General features: G+C 66.8%; 24 protein-coding genes. 15 read left to right on the top strand and 9 right to left on the bottom strand.

What is annotated here, in order from left to right; translation table 11 throughout:
- Positions 1–27: 27 nt before the first annotated feature.
- The 6 genes from ACWPWT_RS02090 (at position 28) to ACWPWT_RS02065 (ending at position 7,176) form a co-directional block, all read left to right on the top strand.
- A complete protein-coding gene (locus ACWPWT_RS02090; protein ID WP_454278361.1) occupies positions 28–1,011 on the top strand; it encodes a helix-turn-helix domain-containing protein in 984 nt (327 codons plus the stop codon).
- Between the two features lie 87 nt (positions 1,012–1,098).
- Entirely contained in the window at positions 1,099–2,040 is a 942-nt protein-coding gene (locus ACWPWT_RS02085; RefSeq protein ID WP_454278360.1) for a tetratricopeptide repeat protein, read from the top strand.
- A 220-nt stretch (positions 2,041–2,260) separates the two neighbouring features.
- Entirely contained in the window at positions 2,261–3,253 is a 993-nt protein-coding gene (gene tilS, locus ACWPWT_RS02080) for a tRNA lysidine(34) synthetase TilS (RefSeq protein WP_454278359.1), read from the top strand.
- Positions 3,254–3,436: 183 nt separating this feature from the next.
- Positions 3,437–5,404 carry an ATP-dependent zinc metalloprotease FtsH gene (gene ftsH, locus ACWPWT_RS02075; protein WP_454278358.1) on the top strand — a complete coding sequence of 656 codons (1,968 nt, stop codon included), beginning with the start codon at positions 3,437–3,439 and terminating at the stop codon, positions 5,402–5,404.
- A gap of 225 nt (positions 5,405–5,629) precedes the next feature.
- Entirely contained in the window at positions 5,630–6,511 is an 882-nt protein-coding gene (locus ACWPWT_RS02070) for a dienelactone hydrolase family protein (protein WP_454278357.1), read from the top strand.
- Between the two features lie 35 nt (positions 6,512–6,546).
- The gene (locus ACWPWT_RS02065) at positions 6,547–7,176 is read left to right on the top strand and encodes a glutathione S-transferase family protein (protein WP_454278356.1); all 630 of its coding nucleotides are present in this window, start codon (positions 6,547–6,549) and stop codon (positions 7,174–7,176) included.
- A gap of 21 nt (positions 7,177–7,197) precedes the next feature.
- Here ACWPWT_RS02065 and ACWPWT_RS02060 read toward each other — a convergent pair whose 3' ends face one another.
- The 3 genes from ACWPWT_RS02060 to pgi form a co-directional block, all read right to left on the bottom strand.
- Positions 7,198–7,365 (bottom strand): hypothetical protein, encoded by a 168-nt coding sequence (locus tag ACWPWT_RS02060; protein ID WP_261270006.1) that lies wholly within the window; start codon positions 7,363–7,365, stop codon positions 7,198–7,200.
- A gap of 160 nt (positions 7,366–7,525) precedes the next feature.
- Entirely contained in the window at positions 7,526–8,875 is a 1,350-nt protein-coding gene (gorA, locus tag ACWPWT_RS02055; RefSeq protein ID WP_454278355.1) for a glutathione-disulfide reductase, read from the bottom strand.
- Between the two features lie 244 nt (positions 8,876–9,119).
- Entirely contained in the window at positions 9,120–10,610 is a 1,491-nt protein-coding gene (pgi, locus tag ACWPWT_RS02050) for a glucose-6-phosphate isomerase (protein WP_454278354.1), read from the bottom strand.
- A gap of 331 nt (positions 10,611–10,941) precedes the next feature.
- Here pgi and ACWPWT_RS02045 point away from each other — a divergent pair, with 331 nt between their 5' ends.
- Positions 10,942–11,700 carry an energy transducer TonB gene (locus tag ACWPWT_RS02045; RefSeq protein WP_454278353.1) on the top strand — a complete coding sequence of 253 codons (759 nt, stop codon included), beginning with the start codon at positions 10,942–10,944 and terminating at the stop codon, positions 11,698–11,700.
- A gap of 40 nt (positions 11,701–11,740) precedes the next feature.
- On the opposite strand, the gene ACWPWT_RS02040 is transcribed toward ACWPWT_RS02045, so the two are convergent.
- A complete protein-coding gene (locus ACWPWT_RS02040) occupies positions 11,741–12,331 on the bottom strand; it encodes an N-acetyltransferase family protein (RefSeq protein ID WP_454278352.1) in 591 nt (196 codons plus the stop codon).
- Positions 12,332–12,549: 218 nt separating this feature from the next.
- On the bottom strand, positions 12,550–14,514 hold the full coding sequence (gene sppA, locus ACWPWT_RS02035; RefSeq protein ID WP_454278351.1) for a signal peptide peptidase SppA: 1,965 nt from the start codon (positions 14,512–14,514) through the stop codon (positions 12,550–12,552).
- Between the two features lie 226 nt (positions 14,515–14,740).
- On the opposite strand from sppA, the gene groES reads away from it, so the two are divergent.
- The gene (groES, locus tag ACWPWT_RS02030) at positions 14,741–15,028 is read left to right on the top strand and encodes a co-chaperone GroES (RefSeq protein WP_261270023.1); all 288 of its coding nucleotides are present in this window, start codon (positions 14,741–14,743) and stop codon (positions 15,026–15,028) included.
- Between the two features lie 53 nt (positions 15,029–15,081).
- The gene (groL, locus tag ACWPWT_RS02025) at positions 15,082–16,725 is read left to right on the top strand and encodes a chaperonin GroEL (protein ID WP_454278350.1); all 1,644 of its coding nucleotides are present in this window, start codon (positions 15,082–15,084) and stop codon (positions 16,723–16,725) included.
- 516 nt (positions 16,726–17,241) lie between these two features.
- Here the strand turns inward: groL and ACWPWT_RS02020 are convergent.
- From ACWPWT_RS02020 to ACWPWT_RS02010, 3 genes are read right to left on the bottom strand one after another with little or no spacing between them, the layout of a single operon-like run.
- Positions 17,242–17,982, bottom strand: coding sequence for a DsbA family protein (locus ACWPWT_RS02020; protein ID WP_454278349.1), 741 nt, complete (start codon positions 17,980–17,982; stop codon positions 17,242–17,244).
- Between the two features lie 28 nt (positions 17,983–18,010).
- On the bottom strand, positions 18,011–18,706 hold the full coding sequence (locus tag ACWPWT_RS02015) for a thioredoxin domain-containing protein (RefSeq protein ID WP_454278348.1): 696 nt from the start codon (positions 18,704–18,706) through the stop codon (positions 18,011–18,013).
- Positions 18,706–19,221: a DUF721 domain-containing protein gene (locus ACWPWT_RS02010; RefSeq protein WP_261269997.1), complete on the bottom strand. Its 516-nt coding sequence runs from the start codon at positions 19,219–19,221 to the stop codon at positions 18,706–18,708. Before ACWPWT_RS02010 ends, ACWPWT_RS02015 begins: the two co-directional genes overlap by 1 nt.
- Before the next feature lie 26 nt (positions 19,222–19,247).
- Here ACWPWT_RS02010 and ACWPWT_RS02005 point away from each other — a divergent pair, with 26 nt between their 5' ends.
- Genes ACWPWT_RS02005 through nudC form a run of 3 tightly spaced genes read left to right on the top strand, consistent with a single transcriptional unit; the run spans position 19,248 to position 22,473 of the window.
- Entirely contained in the window at positions 19,248–20,297 is a 1,050-nt protein-coding gene (locus ACWPWT_RS02005; RefSeq protein ID WP_454278347.1) for an A/G-specific adenine glycosylase, read from the top strand.
- Positions 20,298–20,305: 8 nt separating this feature from the next.
- Positions 20,306–21,625, top strand: a complete 1,320-nt coding sequence (locus ACWPWT_RS02000) for a serine hydrolase domain-containing protein (RefSeq protein ID WP_454279872.1) — start codon at positions 20,306–20,308, stop codon at positions 21,623–21,625.
- On the top strand, positions 21,622–22,473 hold the full coding sequence (nudC, locus tag ACWPWT_RS01995) for an NAD(+) diphosphatase (protein WP_454278346.1): 852 nt from the start codon (positions 21,622–21,624) through the stop codon (positions 22,471–22,473). The genes ACWPWT_RS02000 and nudC overlap by 4 nt, the downstream gene beginning before the upstream one ends.
- A gap of 126 nt (positions 22,474–22,599) precedes the next feature.
- On the opposite strand, the gene ACWPWT_RS01990 is transcribed toward nudC, so the two are convergent.
- Positions 22,600–23,490, bottom strand: a complete 891-nt coding sequence (locus ACWPWT_RS01990) for a prephenate dehydratase (protein WP_454278345.1) — start codon at positions 23,488–23,490, stop codon at positions 22,600–22,602.
- Between the two features lie 128 nt (positions 23,491–23,618).
- On the opposite strand from ACWPWT_RS01990, the gene ACWPWT_RS01985 reads away from it, so the two are divergent.
- The 3 genes from ACWPWT_RS01985 to ACWPWT_RS01975 all read left to right on the top strand — a co-directional run bounded on the left by ACWPWT_RS01985 (position 23,619) and on the right by ACWPWT_RS01975 (position 26,344).
- Positions 23,619–24,326 carry a c-type cytochrome gene (locus tag ACWPWT_RS01985; RefSeq protein WP_454278344.1) on the top strand — a complete coding sequence of 236 codons (708 nt, stop codon included), beginning with the start codon at positions 23,619–23,621 and terminating at the stop codon, positions 24,324–24,326.
- 40 nt (positions 24,327–24,366) lie between these two features.
- Complete coding sequence (locus ACWPWT_RS01980; protein WP_454278343.1) at positions 24,367–25,374, top strand: NAD(P)H-dependent flavin oxidoreductase; 1,008 nt, start codon at positions 24,367–24,369, stop codon at positions 25,372–25,374.
- A 151-nt stretch (positions 25,375–25,525) separates the two neighbouring features.
- The gene (locus ACWPWT_RS01975; RefSeq protein WP_454278342.1) at positions 25,526–26,344 is read left to right on the top strand and encodes a shikimate 5-dehydrogenase; all 819 of its coding nucleotides are present in this window, start codon (positions 25,526–25,528) and stop codon (positions 26,342–26,344) included.
- Positions 26,345–26,365 lie beyond the last annotated feature (21 nt).

Raw genomic sequence — 26,365 nt, 5'->3', positions numbered from 1 at the left:
AGAACGACCGCGATCATGGGGTGGGCCATGGTCACTTCGGAGTTGAGAATGGACGAGGTCAATCCCGGCCACGATGCCGCACCAGCGGCACCTGCCCGCGCCGGTGACGTCCTGCGCATGGCGCGTGAGGCGCAAGGGCTATCGCTGGGCGATATCGGCGCTCGCACGCGCATCCCCAGTCGCCATCTCGCGGCGATCGAGGCATCCGATTATCAGAGCCTGCCGTCGGCCACCTATGCGGTCGGCTTCGCCAAGGCCTATGCCCGTGCCGTCGGGGCGGACGAGGTTGCGATCGCCCATGCGGTTCGCGCCGATGTCGATCGCCTCGGCCGTCGCACGACCGAATATGTGCCGCAGGATATTGCCGATCCGGCCCGCGTGCCCTCGCGTGGCCTGGCGATCATCGGCGTCGGGCTGGCGCTGGCGGTGCTGATCCTGGCGGGGCTGTGGTATGGCACCGACCTGTTCCGCCGCGACCGCACCGCGCAGGAAGTTCCCGCCGCGACCCCGCTCGCCAATGCGACCGAGGCGGCACCCGCGCCCGCGCCAAGCCCGACGCCGGTAACCGGCGGCAAGGTCGTACTGACCGCCAAGGGCGAGGTGTGGCTGCGGGTCTATGACGCGGACAACAAGACGCTGAAGATCGGCACGCTCCAGCCGGGCGAGCAATATGAGGTGCCTGCGGATGCCAACGGGCCGCTGTTGAATGTCGGTCGTCCCGACAAGCTGACCGTGACGCTGAACGGAACGGCGCTGCCGCCGCTGGGCGACGGATCGCGTGCAATCAAGGATGTGCGACTGGACTCCAGCGCGATTGCGGCGCGGCTGTCGGGGGCGCCTGCGCCTTCCGCGACCACGACGAGCCCGGCCCCGAGCCGTAATGCACCGCGCGACCGGCCGGCGCGGCGCTCCTCCACGACGGGGGCGGGCGATGCGGGTGGCGCAACCCCGGCCGCAGCGGCACCTGCGCCGTCGCCGACGACCGCCGCCACGGCTCCGGCGGATTTGTAAGGGGCCTTGCTTTCAGGCTGGAGACAGCCGCGACGGGGTAGGATATTCCCGTCCTTTCAACACCATGCCCACCGGGGGGTGAAGCCGATGCGTAATCTTTTGCTGGCCGGGGTCGCGGCCGTGATGATCCTGCCGACCGCCGCCACCGCGCAGTCCAATGTCGAGGGCCGCGTCGGCAAGCTGGAAAGTGAAATGCGCGCGGTCCAGCGCAAGGTCTTTCCGAACGGAGCGGGGGGCTATGTCCAGCCCGAGATCACCGCGCCCCAGACCCAGGCACAGGCCCCCGGCGTGCCCGCCACCAGCGCGATCAGCGACCTGACCGCGCGCGTCACCTCGCTGGAAGAACAGATGGCGAGCCTGACCGGCCAGATCGAGCAGAACGGCTTTCGCACCCGCCAGCTCCAGGATCAGTTCGACGCGTATAAGCGCGGCACCGAGGCGCGGCTGAAGGCGTTGGAGTCTGGCCCCGCGCCGATCGCGCCAGCGGGGCAGAGTGCGCCGCTCGACCCGTCCGAGCCCGCCGCGCCCAGCGGCCCGCGCCCCGGCAAGACCCCGGCGGCTGCATCGGTCGTCACCGGCGATACCGCCTCGACCACTCCGGCAGCGGGTGGTGCGGCGGTCGACAAGCCCTCGACCGGCGATCCGGCGGAGGACGCCTATCTCTATGGCTATCGCCTTTGGACCGCCAAGCGCTATGCCGAGGCGGAGACCCAGTTGAAGAAGGTGGTCACCGACTATCCCAAGAGCCGTCGTGCCAGCTATGCGCAGAATCTGCTGGGCCGCACCTATCTGGACTCGGGCAAGCCCAGCCTGGCGTCGATGGCCTTTTACGAGAATTACAAGAAATTCCCGGACGGCGAACGTGCGCCCGACAGCTTGCTCTATCTGGGCCAGGCGCTGACCAAGCTGAACAAGTCCGCCGATGCCTGCAAGGTCTATGACGAACTGACCGACGTGTATGGCGCGAAGATGTCGGCATCGATGAAGACGCAGGTCGTCAGCGGTCGAAAGGCCGCCAAGTGCGAGTGATCGCATAATATTCTCGCCTCGAAAGGGGGCGGGGGACTGGCGGAGAGGCATGGCGGGTGCAGGCTTCCGGCGCGGCGCTGACAACCCCTCTACCCTGTTGAACAAGAGCCCCCTGGCTTGTGGAGGGGGATTGGATCGGGCGGGCCGCTCGTAAAATCTCTTGCGCCCGTCCCCCGGAAGGGCCAGAGCGCCCACGTCCCTGACCAGTTTTGAGAGCATCATGGCCACCGATGCCACGGCCGTCGATCAGATTGCGCGCTTCGCCGCCGATCTGACGCTTCTTCACGATCCTTCTTGCCATGCCACGCCGTTGCTGCTGGCCGTATCGGGCGGGCCCGACAGCATGGCGATGCTGACCCTGGCGGCGGCGGCCTTTCCTGGGAAGATCGCCGTGGCGACGGTGGACCACGGCCTTCGTCCCGAGGCGGCGGACGAGGTGCGGATGGTGGCGGAGCATTGCGCCGGGCTGGGCGTGCCGCACCATGGCCTGCACCCCGCGACGCCGATCGCGGGGGCGAGCATCCAGTCCCAGGCGCGGGACGTGCGCTATGCGTTGCTTGCGGCGCAGGCGCGCGCACTCGGTGCACCGGTGATCCTGACCGCGCATCACGCGGACGATCAGGCGGAGACCTTCCTGATGCGCGCGGCGCGTGGGGCCGGGCTGTCGGGCCTCTCGGGTGTGCGGGCGCGTACGGTGATTGCGGGGATGACGATCTTGCGGCCGCTGCTCGACTGGCGGCGGGCCGAGTTGCGCCAGATCGTCCGCCGGGCGGAGGCCCCCTTTGTCGACGATCCTGCCAATCACGATCCGCGTCACGATCGCACCCGGTTCCGCCAGTTGCTCGACGGACATGAGTGGCTGGGCGTGGCGCAGCTCGCCCGCGCGGCGCAGCAATTGGCCGAGGCGGACAGCGATCTTCGCGCTACCGTCGACTGGCTGTGGGAAGAGCGGGCGAAGATCGATGCCGACAATGTCCGCATCGATGCCGCGAATCTGCCGCGCGAACTGGGCCGCAGGCTGGCCCGCCGCGCGATCGGAACGGTGCACGTTGCCGCGGCGATCGAGGCGCCCGGCTGGACCGAGGGCGCCAATATCGAGAAGTTGCTCGAGTCGCTTTATGAAGGTCGCCGCGCGACCCAGGCCGGTGTGATCGCGAGCGTCCGATCGGGGGTATGGCGCTTCCGCCCTGCCCCGCCTCGCAGGACGGGGTGATTCCCCAGGCGGCGTAGGTGGGGCGAGGCGGAGGGGCGCAAGGCTTGCCGCTTTGGAAGCTGTTTCCCCCGCGCTTGCCGACGGTGGGAATAGTCTCGGTCCGCCGATCACAATGATCGGCGTTGTTCCATTGCCATTAACCTCGTCATGCCTATCTTGGAGCATGAAAGGTATCCGGCACCGATGAACGATAACGACAAGCAGCAGAGCCCCGATCCCAATGGGGGCGGCAACCCCTGGATGAAGAGCCTGTTGATCTGGGTGGGCATCCTGATGGCGCTCGCCCTGTTCGTCAGCCTGTCGGGCGCGGGATCGTCGGCGCAGAGCGGCAACCAGATCGAATATTCGACCTTCCTCGACAAGGTGGACGAGGGGACGGTGAAGACCGCCGTCATCTCGCGCGATTCGATCACGGGCACGCTGTCCTCGGGTGAGCGGTTCAAGACCACGCCCGTCCCCGATTCGCAGCTCATTCCACGCCTCCGCAAGGAAGGGGTAACCTTCACCGCCAAGACCGAGGAAGCGCCCTCGGTATGGATGCTGATGCTCTATAATTCGCTGCCCTTCATCCTGTTCATCGGTATCGCCTTCTTCGTTCTGCGCCAGATGCAGAAGGGCGGCGGCGCCAGCGGTGCGATGGGCTTTGGCAAGAGCCGCGCGCGGATGCTGACCCAGAAGGAAGGCAAGGTGACCTTCGACGATGTGGCCGGCATCGACGAAGCGCGCGAAGAGCTGCAGGAAATCGTCGAGTTTCTAAAGGACCCGTCGAAGTTCGCCCGGCTGGGCGGCAAGATCCCGAAGGGCGCGCTGCTGGTCGGCTCGCCCGGTACCGGCAAGACGCTGCTCGCCCGCGCGATCGCGGGGGAGGCGGGCGTGCCCTTCTTCACCATTTCGGGTTCGGACTTTGTCGAGATGTTTGTCGGCGTCGGCGCCAGCCGCGTGCGCGACATGTTCGAACAGGCCAAGAAGAGCGCCCCCTGCATCGTCTTCATCGACGAAATCGACGCGGTGGGCCGCCATCGTGGTGCGGGTCTGGGCAATGGCAATGACGAGCGTGAGCAGACGCTGAACCAGCTTCTGGTCGAGATGGATGGTTTCGAGGCCAATGAAGGCATCATCATCATCGCCGCGACCAACCGTCCCGACGTGCTCGACCCCGCGCTGCTGCGTCCTGGCCGCTTCGATCGCCAGGTCGTGGTGCCGCGCCCGGACATCGACGGCCGCGTGAAAATCCTCGAAGTCCATATGAAGAAGGTGCCGCTGGCCCCCGACGTCGACGCTCGCGTCATCGCGCGCGGTACGCCGGGCTTCTCGGGCGCGGACCTCGCCAATCTCGTCAACGAGGCCGCGCTGATGGCGGCGCGCAAGGGCAAGCGCCTGGTCGCGAATGCCGAGTTCGAGGAGGCCAAGGACAAGGTCATGATGGGCGCCGAGCGTCGGTCTATGGTGATGACCGAGGACGAGAAGCGGATGACCGCCTATCACGAGGCGGGCCATGCGATCATCGCGCTGCACGAACCGGCGTCGGACCCGATCCACAAGGCGACGATCATCCCGCGCGGTCGCGCGCTGGGCATGGTGATGCGCCTGCCGGAGCGCGACTCGTACAGCTACCACCGCGACAAGATGTACGCGAACCTAGCGGTCGCCATGGGTGGCCGTGTCGCTGAGGAGATCATCTTCGGTTACGACAAGGTGTCGAGTGGCGCGAGCGGCGACATTCAGTACGCCACGGGGCTGGCGCGCGACATGGTCACCAAATGGGGCATGTCGGACAAGGTCGGACCCGTGGAATATGCCCAGCCCGAGGGCGAAAGCTTCCTGGGTTACTCGTCGAGCCAGCCGGTGCGCATGTCCAACCAGACTGCGCAGTTGATCGACGACGAGATCAAGTCGATCGTCGAGGGCGGCCTGCATCGCGCCAAGCATGTGCTGACCGAGCATGTTGATCAGCTTCACCTGCTGGCGGGGGCGTTGCTCGAATATGAGACGCTGTCGGGCGACGAGATCAAGAAGCTGATCGCGGGCGACGATATCGGTCGCGACGATCCCAAGGCCAAGACCGTGCCGATCGCGAAGGCGGGGACTTCGATACCCAAGACCCGTCGCGGCACGGGGCCGTTCGGCTCGCCGAGCCCGCTGGGGGCCTGATTATCCTGCAAGTGACGAAAGGGCCGTTCCCAAGAGGGAGCGGCCCTTTTCGTTTGGGCGGCTCCGTGGCCTTGACGCCGCTCGGGCTGAACGGGTTCGGAGGCCCGGTGGCGAGGATGTCGATCGACCCTAGCCCTCTGAACATACGCGGTTTACAGTTCCACCACCGGCCACAAATACGCCACCGCAAACGGCGGAACGGTTGGCCGAAGGGAGGAAGTCCGCATGACCGATGCGTTGCACGACCAGGCCGTCCGGATTTACGACGCCTTCACCCATGAGCATCACGACCGCCGAACCCTGCTGCGCCAGATGACCGCGCTGGCGGGGTCGGCCGCGGCGGCCGAAGCGCTGATCCTGGGGATCGCCGCCAGCCCGGCGGCGGCGGCGATCGTCGATCCGCATGACACGCGCCTGCGCATCGACCGGCGAGAGGGCATGGAGGCGGGCGCACGGTCGGCAGCCTATATCGCGGCCCCCAAGTCCATACGGAAGCGTTTGGGCTCCGTCTTGGTCATTCACGAGAATCGTGGCCTGACCCCGCATATCGAGGATGTGACGCGCAGGCTGGCGCTGACCGGTTTCCACGCCATCGCGCCCGACCTGCTCGCGCCACAGGGCGGGACGCCCGCCGATGAGGATCGGGCGCGCACGCTGATCGGCTCGCTCGACTATGATCTGGCATTGGCCCAGGCGCGTGCGATGATGGCGCATGCGGCGGCTGACGCATCGGGCACGGGGCGGGTCGGTGCGGTCGGATTCTGCTGGGGCGGTGCGTTCGTCAACCGGCTGGCGGTGGCGGCGGGCGCTGCCCTGGCGGCGGGCGTGGCCTATTACGGGCCAGCCCCCGCGCCGGCGGAAGCGGCGAAGGTGCAGGCCCCGCTCATGCTCCATTATGCGGGCAAGGACGCGCGGGTGAATGCGACGGGCGAACCCTGGGTCGCGGCGCTGCGAGCGGCGGGAAAGCCGGTAGAGGCGTACACCTATCCCGGCGTCGACCATGCGTTCAACAATGACGGTTCGGCCGAACGCTATAATGCCGCCGCCGCCAAACAGGCTTGGGACCGGACCACCGCCTTCTTGCACCGTCATCTCGACCGGGCATAAGCTTAGCGCAAAATGCCGCCCGCTGGAGAGACCCTATGACCGCCGACCTGACGCTCTATACCAACCCGCATTCGCGCGGGCGCATCGCGCGGTGGATGCTGGAGGAGACGGGCGCGGCCTATGACGTCGTGGTGCTCGACTATGGGACGACGATGGTGGCGTCCGAATATCGTGCGATCAATCCGATGACGAAGGTCCCCGCCATCGTTCACCGGGGGCAGGTGGTGACGGAGACGGCGGCGATCTGTGCCTATCTGGCCGAGGCGTTTCCTGATGCGGAACTGGCGCCGTTGCCCACCGAGAAAGCCGCCTATTATCGCTGGCTGTTCTTTGCGGCGGGGCCGTTGGAGGCGGCGACGACCAATCGCGCCTTCGGCGTGACGGTGACGCCGGAACAGCAGCGTATGGCGGGATATGGCGATTTCGATCGCGCGGTCGGCGTCATCAGCGATGCGGTGGCGAACAGCTCCTATATCGCGGGCGATCGCTTCACCGCAGCGGATGTCTATGTCGGATCGCAGATGATGTGGTTCACGCAATTCGGCCTGATGCCGAAGACCGATGCGATCATGGCCTATATCGGCCGCCTCCATGATCGCCCCGCGCATTTGCGCGCGACGGCGCTGGACGATGGCCAGGACGAGGGCGGATCGGCAAGCGGCTGACGGCGCGGGCGACGCGTCCGGTCACGCCGACTCGCGACGGCTTTCCAGCTCTTCCTTGGCGGCGCGCAGCATGTCGAGACCGGCGGCGATATGATTGCCCGCCAGCGGCATGTTCAGGGCGTCGGCGCCGTCCATCGCGGCCTGCGCATGAGAGATAACCAGTTCGAACGACATGATCTGATCACGCATCACTATTTCCAAGACGATCGGGCCGCAGACGATTGCCGGCCCTTGGCGCTACACAATGTCGCATGAATACACAGCGATAATGTTTCACGCGATATATAAATGGGCGTGAAGAGCCATCATATGCCCTGCGACGGGACAGTCGCAGGGCAAGGGGCAAGGTTCAGCGCATCAGCACCAGTTCTTCGGCCATGGTCGGGTGCAGCGCGACGGTCGCATCGAACTGCGCCTTGGTCAGCCCCGCCTTGACCGCGACGGCGGCGGCCTGGAGGATTTCGGGTACATCGGGGCCGATCATATGCAGGCCGACGACCCGGTCGGTATCGCCGTCGCACACCATCTTGTAGAGCGCCCGCTCGTCGCGTCCCGCCAGCACATTCTTCATCGGGCGGAAGTCGGAGGTGTAGACCCGTACCGAGCCCAGCTTCTGCTTGGCTTGGGCTTCGGTCAGGCCGACGCCCGTCATCGGCGGATGGCTGAACACGGCGGCGGGGATACAGTCGTAATCGACCTTGGTCGGCTTGTTGCCGAAGATGGTGTCGGCAAAGGCCTGTCCCTCGCGGATCGCCACGGGGGTCAGTTGCACGCGGTTGGTTACGTCGCCGACCGCATAGATGCTGGGGCAGGTCGAGCGATTGTCCTCGTCCACCTTGATCGCGCCCTGATCGTCCAGTTCGACCGCGGCGGTTTCCAGGCCCAGGCCATGCGTGTTGGGGACGCGCCCGGTGGCGAACATGACCAGGTCGACCTCGATCGGGGCATGGCCCGACATGGAGACCAACAGCGAGCCGTCCGCCTGCTTTTCGATCCCCTCGAACGTCGCATCGAAGCGGAAGTCGATCCCCTTCATCATCGAAATCTGGAGCAGCCGGTCGCGAATGGTCAGGTCGTATCCGCGCAGGATTTCCTTGCTGCGGTTGATCAGCGTAACGTGCGCGCCGAACTGGTGGAAGACGCCCGCGAACTCGTTCGCGATATAGCCCGCCCCTGCGATCAGCACGCGCTTGGGAATGCTGTCGAGATGGAAGGCCTCGTTAGAGGTAATGCCATGCTCATGCCCCGGACAGGAGGGCACGGCGGGGTGGGCGCCGACCGCGATCAGGATACGCTCGGCGGTCTTCTCGGTGCCGTCGGCCAGACGGACGCTGTGTGGCCCGGTGACGACCGCGCGCTGGTCGATGATCTCGACATCATGGCTTTCCAGCGTCTTCTTATAGGCGCCGTTCAGCCGATCGACCTCCGACAGGACATTGTCGCGCAGCGTTTCCCAGGAGAATTCGCACTCGCTGGGCACCTGCCAGCCGAAGCGGCGGGCGTCCTTCAGGTCTTCGGCGAAATGCGCGCCATAGACGAGCAGCTTCTTGGGCACGCAGCCGCGAATGACGCAGGTGCCGCCGACCCGATACTCCTCGGCCACCGCCACGCGCGCGCCATGTGCTGCCGAGACGCGCGACGCACGCGTACCTCCCGATCCCGCACCGATGACGAACAGGTCATAGTCATACTCAGCCATGGGATCGGTTTCTCCGGGAATGCAGATGCTCGGGTGTGTGACCCGCCTAAAAGCACAACGGGGGACGCCGAGCCAAGTTCAGCGTCCCCCTGACAGTGATCGAAAACTCAAAATTCCTTCCCCTGACGGGGAGGTGGCAGCGCGGAGTGCTGACGGAGGGGGGCTTCCACCAAGGTCTTTCCTTGCGGCACGCCCCCTCCACCAGCTTCGCTGGTCCCCCTCCCCGCGAGCGGGGAGGATGCGCTTAGCCGAACGCCCGCTTGATCAGGTCTTCGGTCGAGGGATCGAAATCCTGACCGCCCTGGTCCGCCGCCTTGGCCATTTCCTTGCCCAGCTCGACGCCAAACTGGTCGAAGCTGTTGATGCCAAGCAGCACCCCGTTCACGAACACGCGATGCTCGTAAAAGGCGATCAGCGCGCCCAGCGTGCGCGGGTCGAGCGTTTCGAGCAGGATGGTCAAGGACGGACGATCGCCCGAATAGCTGCGCGCGGGGTCATCGACCGTCTTGCCCTTCATCAGCGCGGCGCCCTGCGCAAAGGCGTTGAGCAGCAACTGGCGGTGATGCTCGTCGCTCAGCACGTCGCCCGGCTCGACCACCGCGATGAACTCGACGGGGACGAGGTGGGTGCCCTGGTGGAGCAGCTGGAACACCGCATGCTGCGCATCGGTGCCGACCCCGCCCCAGGTGATCGCGGCGGTGGGACGGCCGACCAGCTGGCCGTCGACGGTCACGCCCTTGCCGTTCGACTCCATCTCCAGCTGCTGGAGATAGGAGGGGAGGAGGCGCAGACGCTCGTCATAGGCGAACGGCGCACGCGTTTCGGCATGGCGGACCTGGGTGTAATAAAGGTCGGCAAAGGCGGCGAGCGCGGGCGCGTTCTGCGCCAGGTCGGTCAGGCGGAAATGGCGGTCCATCTCGGCCGCGCCTTCCAGCAATTCCTCGAATGCGTCCCAGCCCAGGCCGAGTGCGGCGGGGAAGCCGATGGTCGACCAGAGCGAATAGCGGCCGCCGACCGACTCGGCAAAGGACAGGATGCGCGTCTCGTCCACGCCCCATTCGACCGCCTTGGCGGGGTTGGCGGTCAGCGCGATGACGCGGCCATAGGGGTCTTCCACGCCGTGCTCGGTCATCCACTGGAGCGCGGAGGTGGCGTTGAGCATCGTCTCGGTGGTGGTGAAGGTCTTGGACGCGACGACCAGCAAGGTGGCGGCAGGGTCGAAGCGCTTGAACACCTCCTCCAGCGCCACGCCGTCGACATTGGAGACGATCGCGACGTCATAGCGGTCGCTGTCGCGGCCCAGCGCGTCGACCAGCAGGTCCGGGCCCAGCGCTGAGCCGCCGATGCCGATGTGCAGCACGTGGCGGATCGGGCCCAGCGCCTCGGCCTCGATCGCGTCGATGAGCGCGCGCATCCGGGCGTGCGACTGGCGGGCGGTGGCGACGCTTTCGGGATTGCCTTCGCCACGCTCGGCGGTGTGCTCGACCGCACGACCCTCGGTGACGTTGACGACCTCGCCGCCGAACAGCGCGTCACGCTTGGCAGCCAGGCCGCTGGCCTTGGCGAGTTCGGCGAAGGCGGCGACGGCCTCTGGCGTCAGGTGGGTCTTGGACCAGTCGAAATGGATACCCGCCACGTCCAGGCTGAGCGAGGCCAGCCGATTGGGATCACTCGCGAAAAGATCGAGAAGCGGGGTCTGCGGAAGCGATTCGATCGTCGACCAGTCGGCAGCCATGATGCTTGTTCCTTTCTAGCGTGCCCCCAAGGGGTTCACCCATGGCGTTAGACAAAGCCGGGCCGCAAAGCCAAGCCTTAGATTGGTATGGTCGAGACAGGAAGGGACGCATAACGGGCAGAAATTTACGATTTCGGTTGGGCGGCGGAAACCGTCATGTCATCCTCTCCGCCGATGGGCCGGTTCGGTCGTCCTGATGGGAGAGGGAATGATGCGCCGTCGAATGGCTATGGCGTCCGCAGGGATCGCCGCGATTCTAGGGGTGGTCGCGCCGCCTATTCTGTACGCCGCGGAACCCAAGCCGCCCATGACGCCGACATCAAAGTGGAATATGAACTACGCCCCGACCGAATGCCGCCTGTTGCGGACCTTTGGCGAGGGTAAGGATCAGATTTTGCTCCAGATCGCCCGCTATGATCTCCGGGACGAGCTGGAGATGGCGCTGGCCGGACCGCATATCCCGCCCACCGACGATAACGTCCCCGTCACGGTGGCGACGACGACCTTCGCGGAGGTTCCCGGCATCCAGGCGCAAGGTTTCGCTGCCATGCGCAACGTGCCGTCGCAGCTGCGTTTCCGCCCCGATATCGATCTTCCCAAGGCGCTGCGCAGCGATGTCGCGGCAGGCAAGCCGACGATGCTGACCATCAATTTTGTCCGGCGCTACAATATCCAACTCGACCTGGGATCGATGAAGGGCGCGCTCGGCGCGCTGGACCAATGTTCCGACGACCTGATCGCGTCCTGGGGTCTTGATCCCGTACAGCAGCGGCAGCTCAAAACCGGACCCGAGCCGCGCGAGAGCCCGCTGAAATGGTTCCGGCCGGACGATTATCCGGCGGGGCTGAGCCAGATGGGGATGGGCGGCGCGGTGATCATTCGGCTGCTCGTGGGAGCGGACGGCAGCGTCGAGAAATGCGTCGTGACCAAGGCGGGCGGCGACAAGGCCTTTCAGGACGCGACGTGCGAGGCCGCGACGAAGCGCGCCAAATTCAGTCCCGCCATCGCCGCCGACGGCCAAGCGGTCAGATCCGTATGGATCAAGCGGATCAACTGGAAGCCGGGCGGGTCGTTCTTCGTGTTTCGCTGACGCATGGCGGCGGGCCCATCGGGCCCGCCCTGCCACAGGGTCAGCGGTGCTTCACCGCCACCGGGTCCCGCACCACGCCGACATCAGCGAATCGCTTCGGCTCGGCGGGGTGGGGCGCGGGTTCGGCCAGTTCGCGCTGCCAATAGCCGACATCGATCCAGCGGCCATGCTTGTGACCGACCTCGCGGAAGACGCCCGCACGGCGGAAGCCGACCGCCTCGTGCAGCTTGATCGATCCGTCATTGGGCAGCGCGATCACGCCCATCGCCTGGGTGAAGCCTTGCGCGGTCAGCGTGTCGACCAGCGCCTCATAGAGCAGCCGCCCGATGCCCGAACGCTGCGACACGTCGGCGACATAGATCGTCGTCTCCACCACCCAGCGATAGGCCTCGCGCTCGCGGAAACGCGCGGCATAGGCATAGCCGATCACCGCATCCTCCCGGCCCTCTTCATCGGCCAGCGTCGCGACGATCCAAGGATAGAGACCGTCCGCCCCCTCCATCCGCGCGCGCATCGCATCGGCATCAGGGGCCTGGGTCTCGAAGGAGACGACGCCCGCCAGGACATGGGGTGCATAGATGGCGGCGATGGCGGCGGCGTCATCGGGGCGGGCGGCGCGGATGGCGATCATGGGGGCAGCGTCTCCAGTAGCGATGGGCCTGCCTAGCGCGGGGACCGATGCTTCGGAAGAGGCCAACGTCCTTTGCCTCTTTGCGCTAAACCCCTCCCGCCATTCGCACGGAGCGAAGTCGAAGTGCACGCCCTGCGCTTTGCGGCGAGGGGATTCCCTTGGCCTTCGACTTCGCCCAGGCTGAACCGATATGGGGAATGAGGGCGCCGGGGATCAGATCAGAGCCCCAAGCGCGCGATCACCATATCGAGCAGCCGCTGATCGCCGACCTTCGCCATCGGTCCCATCGCGCCGCATTCCAGGCAGCGTGCCTGCACCGACCCGCCACGCACCAGGCGCGCGACATCGCCCAGCGCGCGTGCCGCGACCGCACGGCGTTCGGCCGCAGCGATGGCGAACACATCGCCACCCTGCTGGCTGTCGTCATCGTCGCTCCCGAAACCTTCGGCCAGCATGGCGGCGAAGCCGGGCTTCTTCTCCAGATATTCCGGATAGACCTTGGCGGGGTCCAGCTTGGCCCGGCGGGCGGCCTCGGCGATGGCGTCGGACAGGTTGCCGAAGCGGTCGACTAGGCCGATCTGGCGCGCGGTGCCGCCGTCCCACACGCGGCCTTGCGCGATGGTGTCGACCTTTTCCGGCGTCATGTGCCGCGACTGGGCGACGCGGGTCAGGAACTGGCGATAGCCATTCTCGATGCCGGCCTGCAGGATCGTATCGAGCATCGGCGTCGTGCCGCCCCAGACGTCGGGCTGTCCGGTCAGCGGGGTGGTCTTCACTCCGTCGGTGGTCACGCCGATCTTGGCCAGCGTGTTCTCGAAGGTCGGGATGATGCCGAAAATGCCGATCGACCCGGTGATCGTCCCGGGCTCGGCAAAGATCATGTCACCCGGCGTCGAGACCCAATAACCGCCCGACGCGGCTAGGCCGCCCATCGAGACGATGACCGGCAGCTTCTGCCGCTTGGCCTCCAGGATCGCCTGGCGAATCTGTTCGGACGCCAGCACCGAGCCGCCCGGCGAATCGACCCGCACGACCAGCGCCTTGAGCGATTTCTTGGCCAGACCGTCGAGCAGTGCCTTGGACACCGTTTCGCCCGCCGCCGAGCCGGGGCCGGCTTCACCATCGACGATGTCGCCCGCGATGGTCAGCACGCCGATCGCATCCCCCTTGGTGGGCAACGGATTGGCGCGCACCCAGGATGCGTAAGAAATGGTGCGGAACGCGCCTGCGGGCTTGTTCGACTCGACGCCCGCGATCTGGGCCACGCGCTTGCCGAACGCCATGCGGTCGCCCAGCTTGTCGACCAGTCCGGCCTTCAGATTCGCGTCGGCGATACTGCCGTTCGCCGCCAGCACCGCACGGTCGGGCTGCGACAGGAAGCCATCAATCTGTGCCTTGGGCCGGGCCTTGGCGACGGCCTCGCGCCACTGGGCGAACAGAGTGCCGTACAGCGCCTGCGACGCGGCGCGCGCGTCGGGGCTCTGGTCGGTGCGGATATAGGGCTCGACGAACGACTTGAACTTGCCGACGCGATAGACATGGGTGTTGACGCCCAGCTTGTCGATCAGCCCCTTATAGTAAAGCTGGTTGCCGCCCGGCCCCGCGAACAATGTGCCGCCCAGCGGATTGACCCAAATCTCGCTGGCGTTCGACGCCAGGCGATAGGCTCCGTCGGTATAGGCGGTGGCATAGGCCAGCACCGGCTTGCCGCCCTTGCGGAAGCGCGCGATCGCATCGCCCACCTCCTGCAAGGTAGCCGGATAGGCGCCGCCGAACGCGTCGAGGTCGAGCACCAGCACCTTGACCCGAGCATCGCCCTTCGCCGTATCGATCGCGCGGACCACGTCGCGCAGGCGATATTGGCGTGGCGTGTCGCCGCCCGACAGCAGCGCGAGCGGGGCGATCGTCTCGGGCTGTTCGACGATCGGGCCGTCCAGCTTGAGCAGAAGCGCGCCGTCGGTGATCGGCTTGGTACCCGGACGCGCGTTCAGCGCCGCGAAGATCAGGCCGAAGAACAGCAGCATCGCCGCCAGCACCAGGAAATCCTTGATCCCGACCAGCAGCCGCCACGCCGCCTTGACGATCCGCCAGCCGCTGCGCTTGCCGCGTTTGCGCCCCGGTCGGCTGAAATCCTGGTCGAGCGGGGAGGCGGGCGGATAGGCGTCTGCGCGGGCGTCGGTCATCCCACATGGCTAGCCCAGCCGTGATAACGGGGCAATGGCCCGTATTGTGGGGCCAATACAGGCGCACTTCCGCCAGGATTTTGTTCCCGCATTCGGGGCGGTCCGTCGAAATTTTTTGTTCGGGGTCGTTGACGGGCTGAACCGGCGTTCACATATCCGGGGCGTTGGCACTCCCACCCGGCGAGTGCCAGAAAAGTGTAACAAGCCAGATTAAAGGGACATGGCAATGAACTTTCGTCCGTTGCACGACCGCGTTCTCGTCCGTCGCGTCGAGGCCGAGGAAAAGACGGCTGGCGGGATCATCATCCCCGACACCGCCAAGGAAAAGCCCCAGGAGGGCGAAGTCGTCGCCGCCGGTTCGGGCGCGAAGGCCGATGACGGCAAGGTCACGCCGCTGGACGTCAAGGCCGGCGACCGCATCCTGTTCGGCAAGTGGTCGGGCACCGAGGTGAAGGTCGATGGCGAAGACCTGCTGATCATGAAGGAATCGGACATTCTCGGCATCATCGGCTGAGCCTGATCCTTCTCCCGTTTTTCTGACAATTCCAGATCGAAAGGGTAGCCACCATGGCAGCCAAGGAAGTCAAGTTTTCGCGCGACGCGCGTGAGCGCATTCTGAAGGGCGTCGACATCCTCGCCGATGCCGTCAAGGTCACGCTGGGGCCGAAGGGCCGCAACGTCGTGATCGACAAGTCGTTCGGTGCCCCGCGCATCACCAAGGACGGCGTTTCGGTCGCTAAGGAAATCGAACTCAAGGACAAGTTCGAGAACATGGGCGCCCAGATGGTGCGCGAAGTGGCGTCGAAGACCAACGACATCGCCGGTGACGGCACCACCACCGCGACCGTCCTCGCTCAGGCGATCGTCCGCGAGGGCATGAAGTCGGTTGCGGCCGGCATGAACCCGATGGACCTGAAGCGCGGCATCGACATCGCCGTCGCCAAGGTGACCGAGGACATCAAGTCGCGCTCGAAGCCCGTTTCGGGCAGCCAGGAAGTTGCCCAGGTCGGCATCATCTCGGCGAACGGCGACCGTGAAGTCGGCGAGAAGATCGCCGAGGCCATGGAAAAGGTCGGTAAGGAAGGCGTCATCACCGTCGAGGAGGCCAAGGGCCTCGAATTCGAACTCGACGTCGTCGAGGGCATGCAGTTCGACCGTGGCTACCTGTCGCCCTACTTCATCACCAACCCGGAGAAGATGACGGTCGAACTCAACGACCCGTACATCCTGATCCACGAGAAGAAGCTGTCGAACCTGCAGGCGATGCTCCCGATCCTGGAAGCCGTCGTCCAGTCGGGCCGTCCGCTCCTGATCATCGCCGAGGACATCGAAGGCGAAGCGCTGGCGACCCTGGTCGTCAACAAGCTGCGTGGTGGCCTGAAGGTCGCAGCGGTCAAGGCACCGGGCTTCGGCGATCGTCGCAAGGCGATGCTGGAAGACATCGCCATCCTGACCGCAGGCGAGCTGATCTCGGAAGACCTGGGCATCAAGCTCGAGTCGGTCACCGTCGGCATGCTGGGCACCGCCAAGCGCGTCACGATCGACAAGGACAACACCACCATCGTCGATGGCGCGGGTGATGCCGAAGCGATCAAGGGCCGCACCGAGGCGATCCGCGCGCAGATCGAGAACACCACCAGCGATTACGACCGCGAGAAGCTCCAGGAGCGTCTGGCCAAGCTCGCTGGCGGCGTGGCCGTGATCAAGGTCGGCGGTGCGACCGAGGTCGAGGTGAAGGAGCGCAAGGACCGCGTCGACGACGCGCTGCACGCGACCCGCGCGGCCGTCGAAGAGGGCATCGTCCCCGGCGGTGGTACGGCGCTGCTGTACGCGACCAAGGCGCTGGACGGCGTCAAGGGCATCAACGACGACCAGACCCGCGGTATCGACATCGTTCGCAAGTCGCTGACCGCGCTGGTTCGCCAGATCGCTCAGAACGCCGGCCATGACGGTGCGGTCGTGTCGGGCAAGCTGCTTGACCAGAACGACACCTCGTTCGGCTTCAACGCGTCGACCGACACGTATGAGAACCTGGTTGCTGCCGGCGTGATCGACCCGACCAAGGTCGTCCGCACCGCGCTCCAGAACGCGGCGTCGGTGGCCGGTCTGCTCATCACCACGGAAGCCACCGTGGCCGAGCTGCCGGAAGACAAGTCGCCCGCCATGCCCGCCGGCGGCGGCATGGGCGGCATGGGTGGCATGGACTTCTAAGTCGGGTTTCACGAACCGGCGGGGCTTCGCCTCGCCGGGGACCGGACCGGCCTGTCCTTGCGGCACAGCCAAAAGAAAGGGCCTGGGGAGCGATCCCCGGGCCCTTTTCTATGTGCCCTGCACGCCACCCCCATTCAGCCTGAGCGAAGTCGAAGGCCACGGGACTCGCTCGGGGTTGCAGGCGGGGCATGCACTTCGGCTTCGCTCGGTGCGAACAGGGTGGGATGAGAATGGCCATTCCATAGACGTGAGGCGAATGGCGTGACCATGACTGTTTATGCCACCCCGGCGAAGGCCGAGATCCAGTAGCGGTTCGGCTGATGGCGCGTTACGCAATGCCAAGAGTGCGCTGTCGAAGGGTGTGAGTAGGCCTTCCACGCGACGTCCGACGTCCCCCCGAACGTAACGCAACTGGACCCCGGCCTTCGCCGGGGTGGTCTTCGTTTGGTGGAAAACAAAAAATGGCGGCCGGACCTTCGCCCGACCGCCTTTCCTTTGACCCGAAAGCCGTGCCGCTTACGCGCCAGCGTTCTTCAGCGCCGCCTGCACGTCCGACCAGCTGATCGCGCCCTTGAGAGGCTTGCCGTTCAGCAGGAAGGTCGGGGTGCCGGTCACCGTGCCGTCGGCGCCGCGATCCTGGGTCTGCTTGGTCAGGCGATCGATCTGCGTCATGTCGCTCAGGCACTGGCGCGCCTTGGCTTCGGGAATGCCGCGCTGCTTGACGAAGTTGATCAGGTCCATCTGATCGGCCAGCGCCTTGATGACGTCGACCGGCTTGGCGTTCTGGAGCTGCTGCTGCATCGCGGGCGACATCGCCTGCAGCTTGTCGTTGAAGCCCTGCTGCGACTGGTACATCTGTTCCAGCACCGGGAAGAAGGTCGCCTCGCCCGCGCAAATGCCGAGCAGCGCGGGCGGCAGGTCGGGCGCGCCGTGGATCAGGAACTCGCGGAATTCCCAGCTTACCTTGCCCGATTTGACATAGGTGTTGGTCAGCGGCTCATAACCCTCGCGCGCGAAGGCGCCGCAGGCCGGGCACAGGCGCGAGCCATATTCGACCAGCTTGATGGGTGCATCGGGATTGCCCATCACATAGCCCTCGGCGGTCTTGCTGACGACCTGGGTCCAGTCCTTGCCCGCGGGGGCCGCGATGGCGGGCAGCGGCGAGGCGGCGGGGGCCGTGCTGTTGGCGTCGCCATTGCCACCGCCGCAGGCGGCCAGCGCGAGCGGAAGGGCGAGAAGGAGAAGACGAGACTTCATCGACATATGCTCCGAGGAAAAGAAGAAATTAGCGGGCGCCCGCCGCGCGCAACAGCGGCAGCAGCTTTTCCCAGGTGAAGACGCCCATCGCCTGCTTGCCGTTGATGAAGAAGCCCGGCGTGCCCTCGATCGTATCGGGCGCGGAGGTGGTCAGCGCGATCACGCGGTCGGTGGCGGCGCGGTCCGACAGGCAGGTCGTGATCTGCGCATCGCTGAGCCCCGCGCTCTTGCCGATCGCGGTCAGGCCGGAGCCGTCCGCCTCCGCACGCATCTGCGCGGCGGGCGGATAGGCGCCGATGCGCTGGGCATTGGCCTGATCGAATTCCATGCCGCGCTTCAGCCAGTCCCGCTGCTGCGCGAAGATCGTGTCGGTCAGCCCGGCGAACTTCGGCGCGCCCCCGCAACGCGCGATCAGCGCGGCGGCGAGGTCCAGACGGTCGCGGATATAATGGCGAAGCTCGATGCTGGTCGATCCCGACCGGACCATCTGCCCCTTGAGAATGGGGGCCGATTTGACGGTGAAGTCGGCGCAGTGCGGGCAGGTGTAGCTGACATATTCGACCAGCTTCACCCGCGCGGCCGGATTGCCGATGACATAGGCACCCGCTGGCGTCTGGGTGATGTGGGTCGTCCAGTCGGTCCTGGCTCGCGCCTGCGCGGCATCGGCGGCCCCGGCGGCGGAGAGGGTAAGGCCGAGCGCGGCCAGCGACAGGAAGAGACGCATCACGACACCTTGGGAAGGCCGCGCGTCGCAGCGACGCCCGCGGCAAGCGATTCGAGCACGGCGCGAAGCTCCGGATCCGCGATCTGGCGCAGCCCGTCGCCCATCTCCGGCGGAATCGGCTGGGGCTTGGGCGGCGCGGCGCGGCGGGGGGCGGCCATCGGCAATTCGCCCTGCCGTATCTGCAATCGCGCGACCGCCGGATAGCCGAAGAAGCGATTCACCCGCTCGATGATCTCGGGGGCGATATGCTGCATCATCGGCGCATGGGCCCCGCGCACCACCAGGGTCAGCACGCCATTCTGTTTCTCACCCTGCGGAAAGCGAATCGATTCGGGCGCACTGGCGGTCGACAGGCGCGGGCCGACAATGTCGGGCCAACGGCTGACGATCGCGCTTTGGACGAAGCCGAAGCGGCGAAAGGCCGCACCGCCGATCGCGGGCAGCAGTTCGGATACCGCACGGGGGCGATTCGATCGGGGGGGCGGCTCCTGGGGGGCGCGGACGCGCTTGCTCATGTCGCGCTCCATGCCATAGCGGGCGGGTGGACGCCAAGCATTCATCATCATCCGATACGCCCGCCGCCCGGTTGCTCGCCTGGTACGACCGGCATGCCCGCGACCTGCCCTGGCGCAGCCGTCCGGGGGAGACGCCCGATCCCTACCGTGTCTGGCTGTCCGAGGTCATGCTGCAACAGACGACGGTGGCGGCGGTCGCGCCCCGCTTCACCGCCTGGACGCAGCGCTGGCCCGATGTCGCGAGCCTGGCGGCGGCGTCGGACGAGGACATCATGGCCGCCTGGGTGGGGCTGGGTTACTATGCGCGCGCGCGCAATCTGGTGAAGGCGGCGCGGGCGGTGGTGGCCGAGCATGGCGGCCGCTTCCCCGCGAGCGAGGCGGCGCTTCGCGCATTGCCGGGACTGGGGGCCTATACGGCGGCGGCGGTGGCGGCGATCGCGTTCGGCGAGCGCGCGGTGGTGGTCGACGCCAATGTCGAGCGCGTCGTCGCCCGGCTGTTCGCCATCCGAACCCCGCTGCCCGCCGCACGCCCGGCGATCCGCGAGGCGACCGATCGCATCACCCCGGACATGCGCGCGGGCGATTTCGCGCAGGCCATGATGGATCTGGGTTCGTCGATCTGCACGGTGAAGAAGCCGCAATGCCTGCTCTGCCCGATCGCCATGGATTGCCAGGCGCGGGCGGAGGGGATTGCCGAGACATTGCCCGCCAAGGCGCCGAAGAAGAAGCGCCCTTATCGCCACGGAACCGTCTTCTGGATCGAGCGCGAGGGACAGGTCTGGCTGGTCCGCCGCCCGGACAGGGGGATGCTGGGCGGTATGCGCGCGCTGCCCACCGGGCCATGGGAGGATGACCGCCCCGGACTGGTGGATGCGCCGGGCGGGGGGCCGTGGACCATGCTGAACGAGACGGTGGTCCACGGCTTCACCCATTTCGAGCTGGAATTGGCGCTCGCCAAGAGCGAGGGCGAACCGGATGATTCGGCGGCGGGTGAATGGTGGCCGATCGCCGAATTGGGAACCGCCGGCCTGCCCACGCTGTTCGCGCGAGCAGCCGATCGATTGAAAGGGGCCTGAAGCCGATGATGCGCCGTGTGATGATGACGGGCGGGGTGATGCTGACCCTGCTGAGTGCCACCGCCCCGGCGCAGGTCGCGCCGCAAAGCCGACCCCAGGCACGAACCGCCGTCCCGCTGCCCGCGACCCAGGCGTTGTTTGACAGTTATGTCCGCACAGGCAAGATGCCGGGCATCGTCGCCGCGATCGGGATTCAGGGCCAGCCGCCGGTGTTCGTGTCCGCCGGGCGGACGGGTATCGAGCCGAACGCGCCGGCCGTCACCCCCGACAGCCTCTGGCGCGTCTATTCGATGACCAAGCCGATCACCGCCATGGCCGCGATGATCCTGATCGAGGAGGGGAAGCTATCGCTCGATCAGCCGCTGTCCGACATCTATCCGGCCTATAAGCAGATGCGGGTGCTGACCAATCCGCAGGCTTCGCTCGACAGTCGCCCGGCGACCAAGCCGATCACCATCCGCGAGCTGCTGACCCATACCGCCGGGCTGGGCTATGGCTTCAATGCCAAGGGGCCGCTGCTCCAAGAATATGAGCGGTTGGGGCTGATGCCCTTTGCGGCGAATGCACAGGTCGAGGCCAAGGTCCGCCCGACCCGCCCCGCCACGCTCCAGCAATTCGCCGAGCGCGCCGCCACCGTACCGCTGGTCGCCGAGCCGGGGACGCAATGGAGCTATTCCATGAGCCTCGACATCCTGGCGGCGGTGGTCGAGAAAGTGTCGGGCATGTCGTTCGAGCGGTTCGTCCAGACCCGGCTGTTCGCGCCTCTGAAGATGACGTCCAGCTATTGGCAGGTGCCTGCATCGGCGGCGAACCGGCTGGTCAGCAACTATACTTTTCTGGGCGATACGATCGTGCCGGTCGATCCGGCGGCGACGTCGGTCTTTCGCCAGCCGCCCAGCTTTCCTTATGGCGGCGCGGGGCTGGTCATGTCGGCGCGCGATTATGACCGGTTCCTCCAGATGCTTCAGAATGAGGGCCAGGTCGACGGCGTCCGCGTGATGAAGCCAGAGACGGTGCGGCTCGCCATGTCGAACCTGTTGCCCCCGGGCGTCACCTTCGGCGGCGTCGCAGGAACGACGGGCGGCGCGGCGGGGACGGCGGCGATGGGTTACGGCGCGGGCGGTTCGGTGACGCTGGCCGACCCGCCGGGCGGACCGGGCAAGGGCCCCTATGGCTGGGGCGGGGCGGCGGGCACGGTGGCCTATGTCGATCCGACGCGGCATATGCGCGGGACGATCATGGTCAATTACTTCCCCGCCGACAAATATCCGCTGCGCCGCGATGTGGCGGCGGCCTTGTATCAGGATCTGGGAAGGGCGCGTCCGTGACGATCGGCTTTACCGGCGGGCGGCTCAATCGTGCCGATCCGCTGCGCCATGATTCCGAAGGCTTTGCGGCCGCGCTGGCCGACCCGGCGGCGCGGTTGCTGATCCTCGACGGCTATCAGCCCGAGATGGCGGACGGGCGGCTGGCATGGACCCGCGTCGCCCCCGAAGCGCAGCCCGAGGACCATGTCCTGTTGGGCATCGAGGATGGGGTACCGCATTTCGCGCGGCTGTCGCCGGAACCGGCGGTGGGCCGCTCGTTCGAGATGATCGCCGCGCTTCACGCGCTGGAGGCGGGGGAGGCGGCGACCTATGCGGCGGCACGCTCGGTGATCGACTGGCATGCGCGGCATCGTTTTTGCGCGCGGTGCGGCGCGGCGACCGAGCCGTTCCGGGCCGGCTGGGGGCGGCGGTGTCCGACTTGCGGCACCGAGCATTTCCCGCGCGTCGATCCGGTCGTCATCATGATCGCCGAGCATCAGGGGCGCGCCTTGCTGGGGCGGCAGCCCGCCTTCCCACCCGGGCGCTATTCGGCGCTGGCGGGCTTTCTGGAGCCGGGGGAATCGATCGAGGAAGCGGTCGCACGCGAATTGTTCGAGGAAGCGGGCGTACGGGTGGAGAATGTCCGCTACGTCGCCAGCCAGCCCTGGCCGTTTCCATCCTCGCTGATGATCGCATGCGTCGCGACAGCGGTGGATGACCGCCTGACCATCGACACGACCGAGCTGGAGGATGCGATCTGGGTTCCACGCGATGAGGTTCGCGCGGCTCTGGCCGGGGATTCGTCGCGCTTCGGCGTGCCGCCTGCCTATGCGATCGCGCATACATTGTTGGAGGCCTGGGCACAGTAAGCCTCCCCGGTACGGGGAGGGGGACCAGCGAAGCTGGTGGAGGGCGCGTACGTCAGGGGACGTCCTTTGTGGAAGCCCCCCTCCGTCAGGCCTGCGGCCGGCCACCTCCCCGTGCCGGGGAGGATATCATCCCCGCTGCCGCGCCTGGGCGTAGGTGCCGAGCATCCGCACCCATTTGCTGTGGAACCCCAGTTCCTCGATCGCACGGTCGAAGGCGGGTTCGCCGGGCTTGCCCACCACGTCGCAATAGAATTCGGTCGCTGCGAAGCTTCCCCCGCGCTGATAGCTTTCCAACTTGGTCATGTTGACGCCGTTGGTCGCGAAGCCGCCCAGCGCCTTGTAAAGCGCGGCGGGGATGTTCTTCACCTCGAAGATCAGGCTGGTCATCCACGGCCCTTCGCCGACCGGCGGCTGGCTGCCCCGCGCCAGCGCGACGAAGCGGGTCATGTTGCGCTCGCCGTCCGAAACATCCTCGGCCAGCAGGTTCAGCCCATAGAGCTTGGCGGCGCTTGGCGGGGCGAGGGCAGCGACGCACGGGTCGCCCATCTCCGCCACCCGCGCCGCCGCGCCCGCCGTATCGGCATAGGCGATGGGGCGGATGCCATGCGCCCGCAGCCAGTGGCGGCATTGGCCCAGCGCCTGCGGATGGCTCATCGCCTCGACCAGTCCGTCGCGCGAGCCCGTCGCCATCAGCGCATGGCGGATCGACAGGAAATGCTCGCCCACGATCGCCAGCCCGGATTCGGGCAGCAGGAAGTGGATGTCCGCCACCCGCCCGTGCAGCGAATTTTCGATCGGGATGATCGCGCGGTCCGCCTTGCCGCTCTTCACCGCATCCAGTGCGTCGGCGAAGTCGAAACAGGGCAGCGGCAATCCGTCCGGATAGGCCTCGATCGCGGCGACATGGCTGTTCGCGCCGGGCGCACCCTGAAAGGCGACGGCGCGTTGCGGCTCGGCCAGCGCGGCGTTCGTCATCGCCTCGACGATCGGGCGGGCGGGGGCGGCGTAGTTTTCCATGGGCCAGCGGCGTAGAGGCGGGGCGGCATGCGATCAAGACGGCAAGCCCAGAAGCAAAACTTGCCGTCCGCGAAAGCCGCACCTAAGGTCCGCGTTCAGGAGAGATATTGGCGGGGCAGCGAAAAGCGATGGACCTAAAGACCAATACGATCGCGGGATGGGTGCTGGGCGCGGCAGGCGTGGCACTGGGCCTTTCGATCGTCGGCGGCATGATCTTCCACGACGAACGGCCGGAAAAAATGGGCTATGCAATCGAGGGCGTCGAAGCCGAAGGCGGCGGAGGTGCCGCGGCGGAGGTGCCGATCGCATCGCTCCTGCCCACGGCGGACGCAGCCAAGGGCGCGGAAGTGTTCAAGAAATGCGCCGCCTGTCACACCATCAATCAGGGCGGCGCAAACGGTATCGGCCCCAATCTCTATGCCACCATGGGCGAGGCGATCGCGCAGGGCAAAGCAGGCTTCGCCTTTTCCGACGCGCTGAAGGCGGTCGGCGGCAATTGGGACTGGGACAAGATGAACGCGTGGCTGACCTCCCCGCGCAAATTCGCCCCCGGCACTAAGATGACCTTTGCGGGTCTTTCGAATCCGCAGGACCGCGCGAACGTGATCCTGTACCTCAACCAGCAGGGATCGAACCTGCCGCTGCCCGCGGCCCCGGCCGCGAAGGAACCGGCGGCGGGCGAGGCCCCGGCCAATGGTGCCGACGCGGCGGTCAACAGGGTCGAGGAAGACGTGCGCGGCGACACCGGATCGATCGCCAATACCGGCACCCCTGCCAAGGGCGCGCCTTCGGTCGATCCGCAGGCTGCGATCGAGGGCGCCAAGGCGCCCCACTGATCCGGTGCATTTCGCCGATCTGATCGCGCGCCTGCCCCTTATGCAAGCGCCTATGGCGGGGGTTTCCACCCCGGCCATGGCGGCGGCGGTGAGCGAAGCCGGTGGTCTCGGTGCCATCGCGCTGGGCGCGGGCGACGCGGATCGGGCCGCCGCGACGATCGCGGAGACCCGCGCCCGGACGGAGCGGCCGTTCAACGTCAATCTCTTCGTCCATGCCCCGCCCCGCCATGATCCGGCGCGCGAGGCGGCATGGCGCGAGGCGCTCCGCCCCGCCTTTGCCGAACAGGATGCCGAGCCGCCGGGCACGCTGCATAGCATCTATGCCAGCTTTGCCGAGGACGACGCGATGCTGGCCATGCTGGTAGAGATGCGGGCCCCGGTGGTCAGCTTTCATTTCGGGCTGCCCGATGTCGGGCGGATCGCGGCGTTGAAGCGCGCCGGATGCCTGTTGCTGGCGAGCGCCACCTCGCTGGCCGAGGCGCAAGCCGCCGAACGTGCCGGGGTCGATGCTCTGGTCGCCCAGGGTTATGAAGCCGGGGGGCATCGCGGGGTTTTCGATCCCGACGCGCCTGACGATCGGCTGGGGACATTGGCGCTGACCCGTTTGCTTGCGGCGCGGACGGCACGGCCGGTCATCGCGGCGGGCGGGATCATGGACGGTGCGGGGGTGTCGGCGGCACTGGCGCTGGGGGCAGTGGCGGCGCAATTGGGAACGGCTTTCATCGCCTGCCCCGAAAGCGCAGCGAATCCGGCCTATCGCGCGGCCTTGATGGGGCCGGGGGCCGCACACACGGTCATGACCCGTGCGATCTCCGGTCGGCCCGCGCGCTGTCTGCCCAATCGCTTCACCGCACTGGGCAAGCATGTGTCCGTCACGCCCCCCGATTATCCCATTGCCTATGACGCCGGAAAGGCGCTCCACGCCGCCGCCATGCTGCGCGGTGAGCATGGCTATGGCGCGCAATGGGCCGGGCAGGGCGCTTCGCTGGCACGGGCCATGCCGGCGGGAAATCTGGTGCGGGCCATCGCCGGCGAGATGCGGCGATAGGCTCTCTCCGCGCGGCCCATGCTGACCGCTGCATACCGGATCATCGGATGACGGGGTGCGCCAACGCAATGTCCTGACGCCCGAAGCCACGGGAAACCATCCGGAAAACAACGGGGATGCACCCGCCCCCGTCCTCCGCTAAACCCTGCCCATGACCACAAAGCCCCCCATCGGTCGCGACACGCGGCTGTGCATGTCGCTGTCGGCGCGTCCCGGCAATTTCGGTTCGCGGTTCCACAACCGGCTCTACGAGCTGACCGGGCTCGATTATGTCTACAAGTCGTTCAGCACCACCGATCTGGCGGCGGCGGTCGGCGGGATTCGGGCGCTGAACATTCGGGGCTGCGCGATCTCGATGCCGTTCAAGGAGGCGGTGATCCCGATGCTGGATGGCCTGGCCGGTTCGGCAGCGGCGATCGACAGCGTGAACACCATCGTCAACGATGATGGGCGGCTGACCGGGTATAACACCGATTATGCCGCCGTGGTCGAACTGATCGCCGACATCGACCGCGCGACGCCCTTCGTCCTGCGCGGATCGGGGGGCATGGCCAAGGCGGTGGCGGCGGCGCTGCGCGATTCGGGCTTCGACCGGGGCACCATCGTCGCGCGCAACGAAGCGGCGGGGCGGGGGCTGGCCGAGCTTTACGGCTTTGGCTGGGCCGCCGAATTGGGCGAGGGCGCGCCGCTGCTCATCAACGTCACCCCGATCGGCATGACCGGGGGCAATGCGGATCAGCTCGCTTTCCCCGAGACGATGATCGGCCACGCTGAGATTGCCTTCGACGTGGTGCAATATCCGCCCGAGACCCGTTTCCTCGAAACCGCCCGCGCCATGGGCAAGCGGGTCATCACCGGGACCCAGGTCGCGACGATCCAGGCGCTGGAGCAATTCATCCTCTACACCGGCGTCCGGCCGACGCCGGAGCAGGTGCGGGAAGCCGCGGACTACGCCCGCAGCCTGGGGTGATCCCCCTCGGTTCGCGACAGG

It is taken from the genome of Sphingomonas sp. Marseille-Q8236 (genome assembly GCF_965112005.1).
The sequence above is the reverse complement of the archived record's forward strand: the minus strand, read 5'-3'. Positions and strand labels throughout refer to the sequence as shown.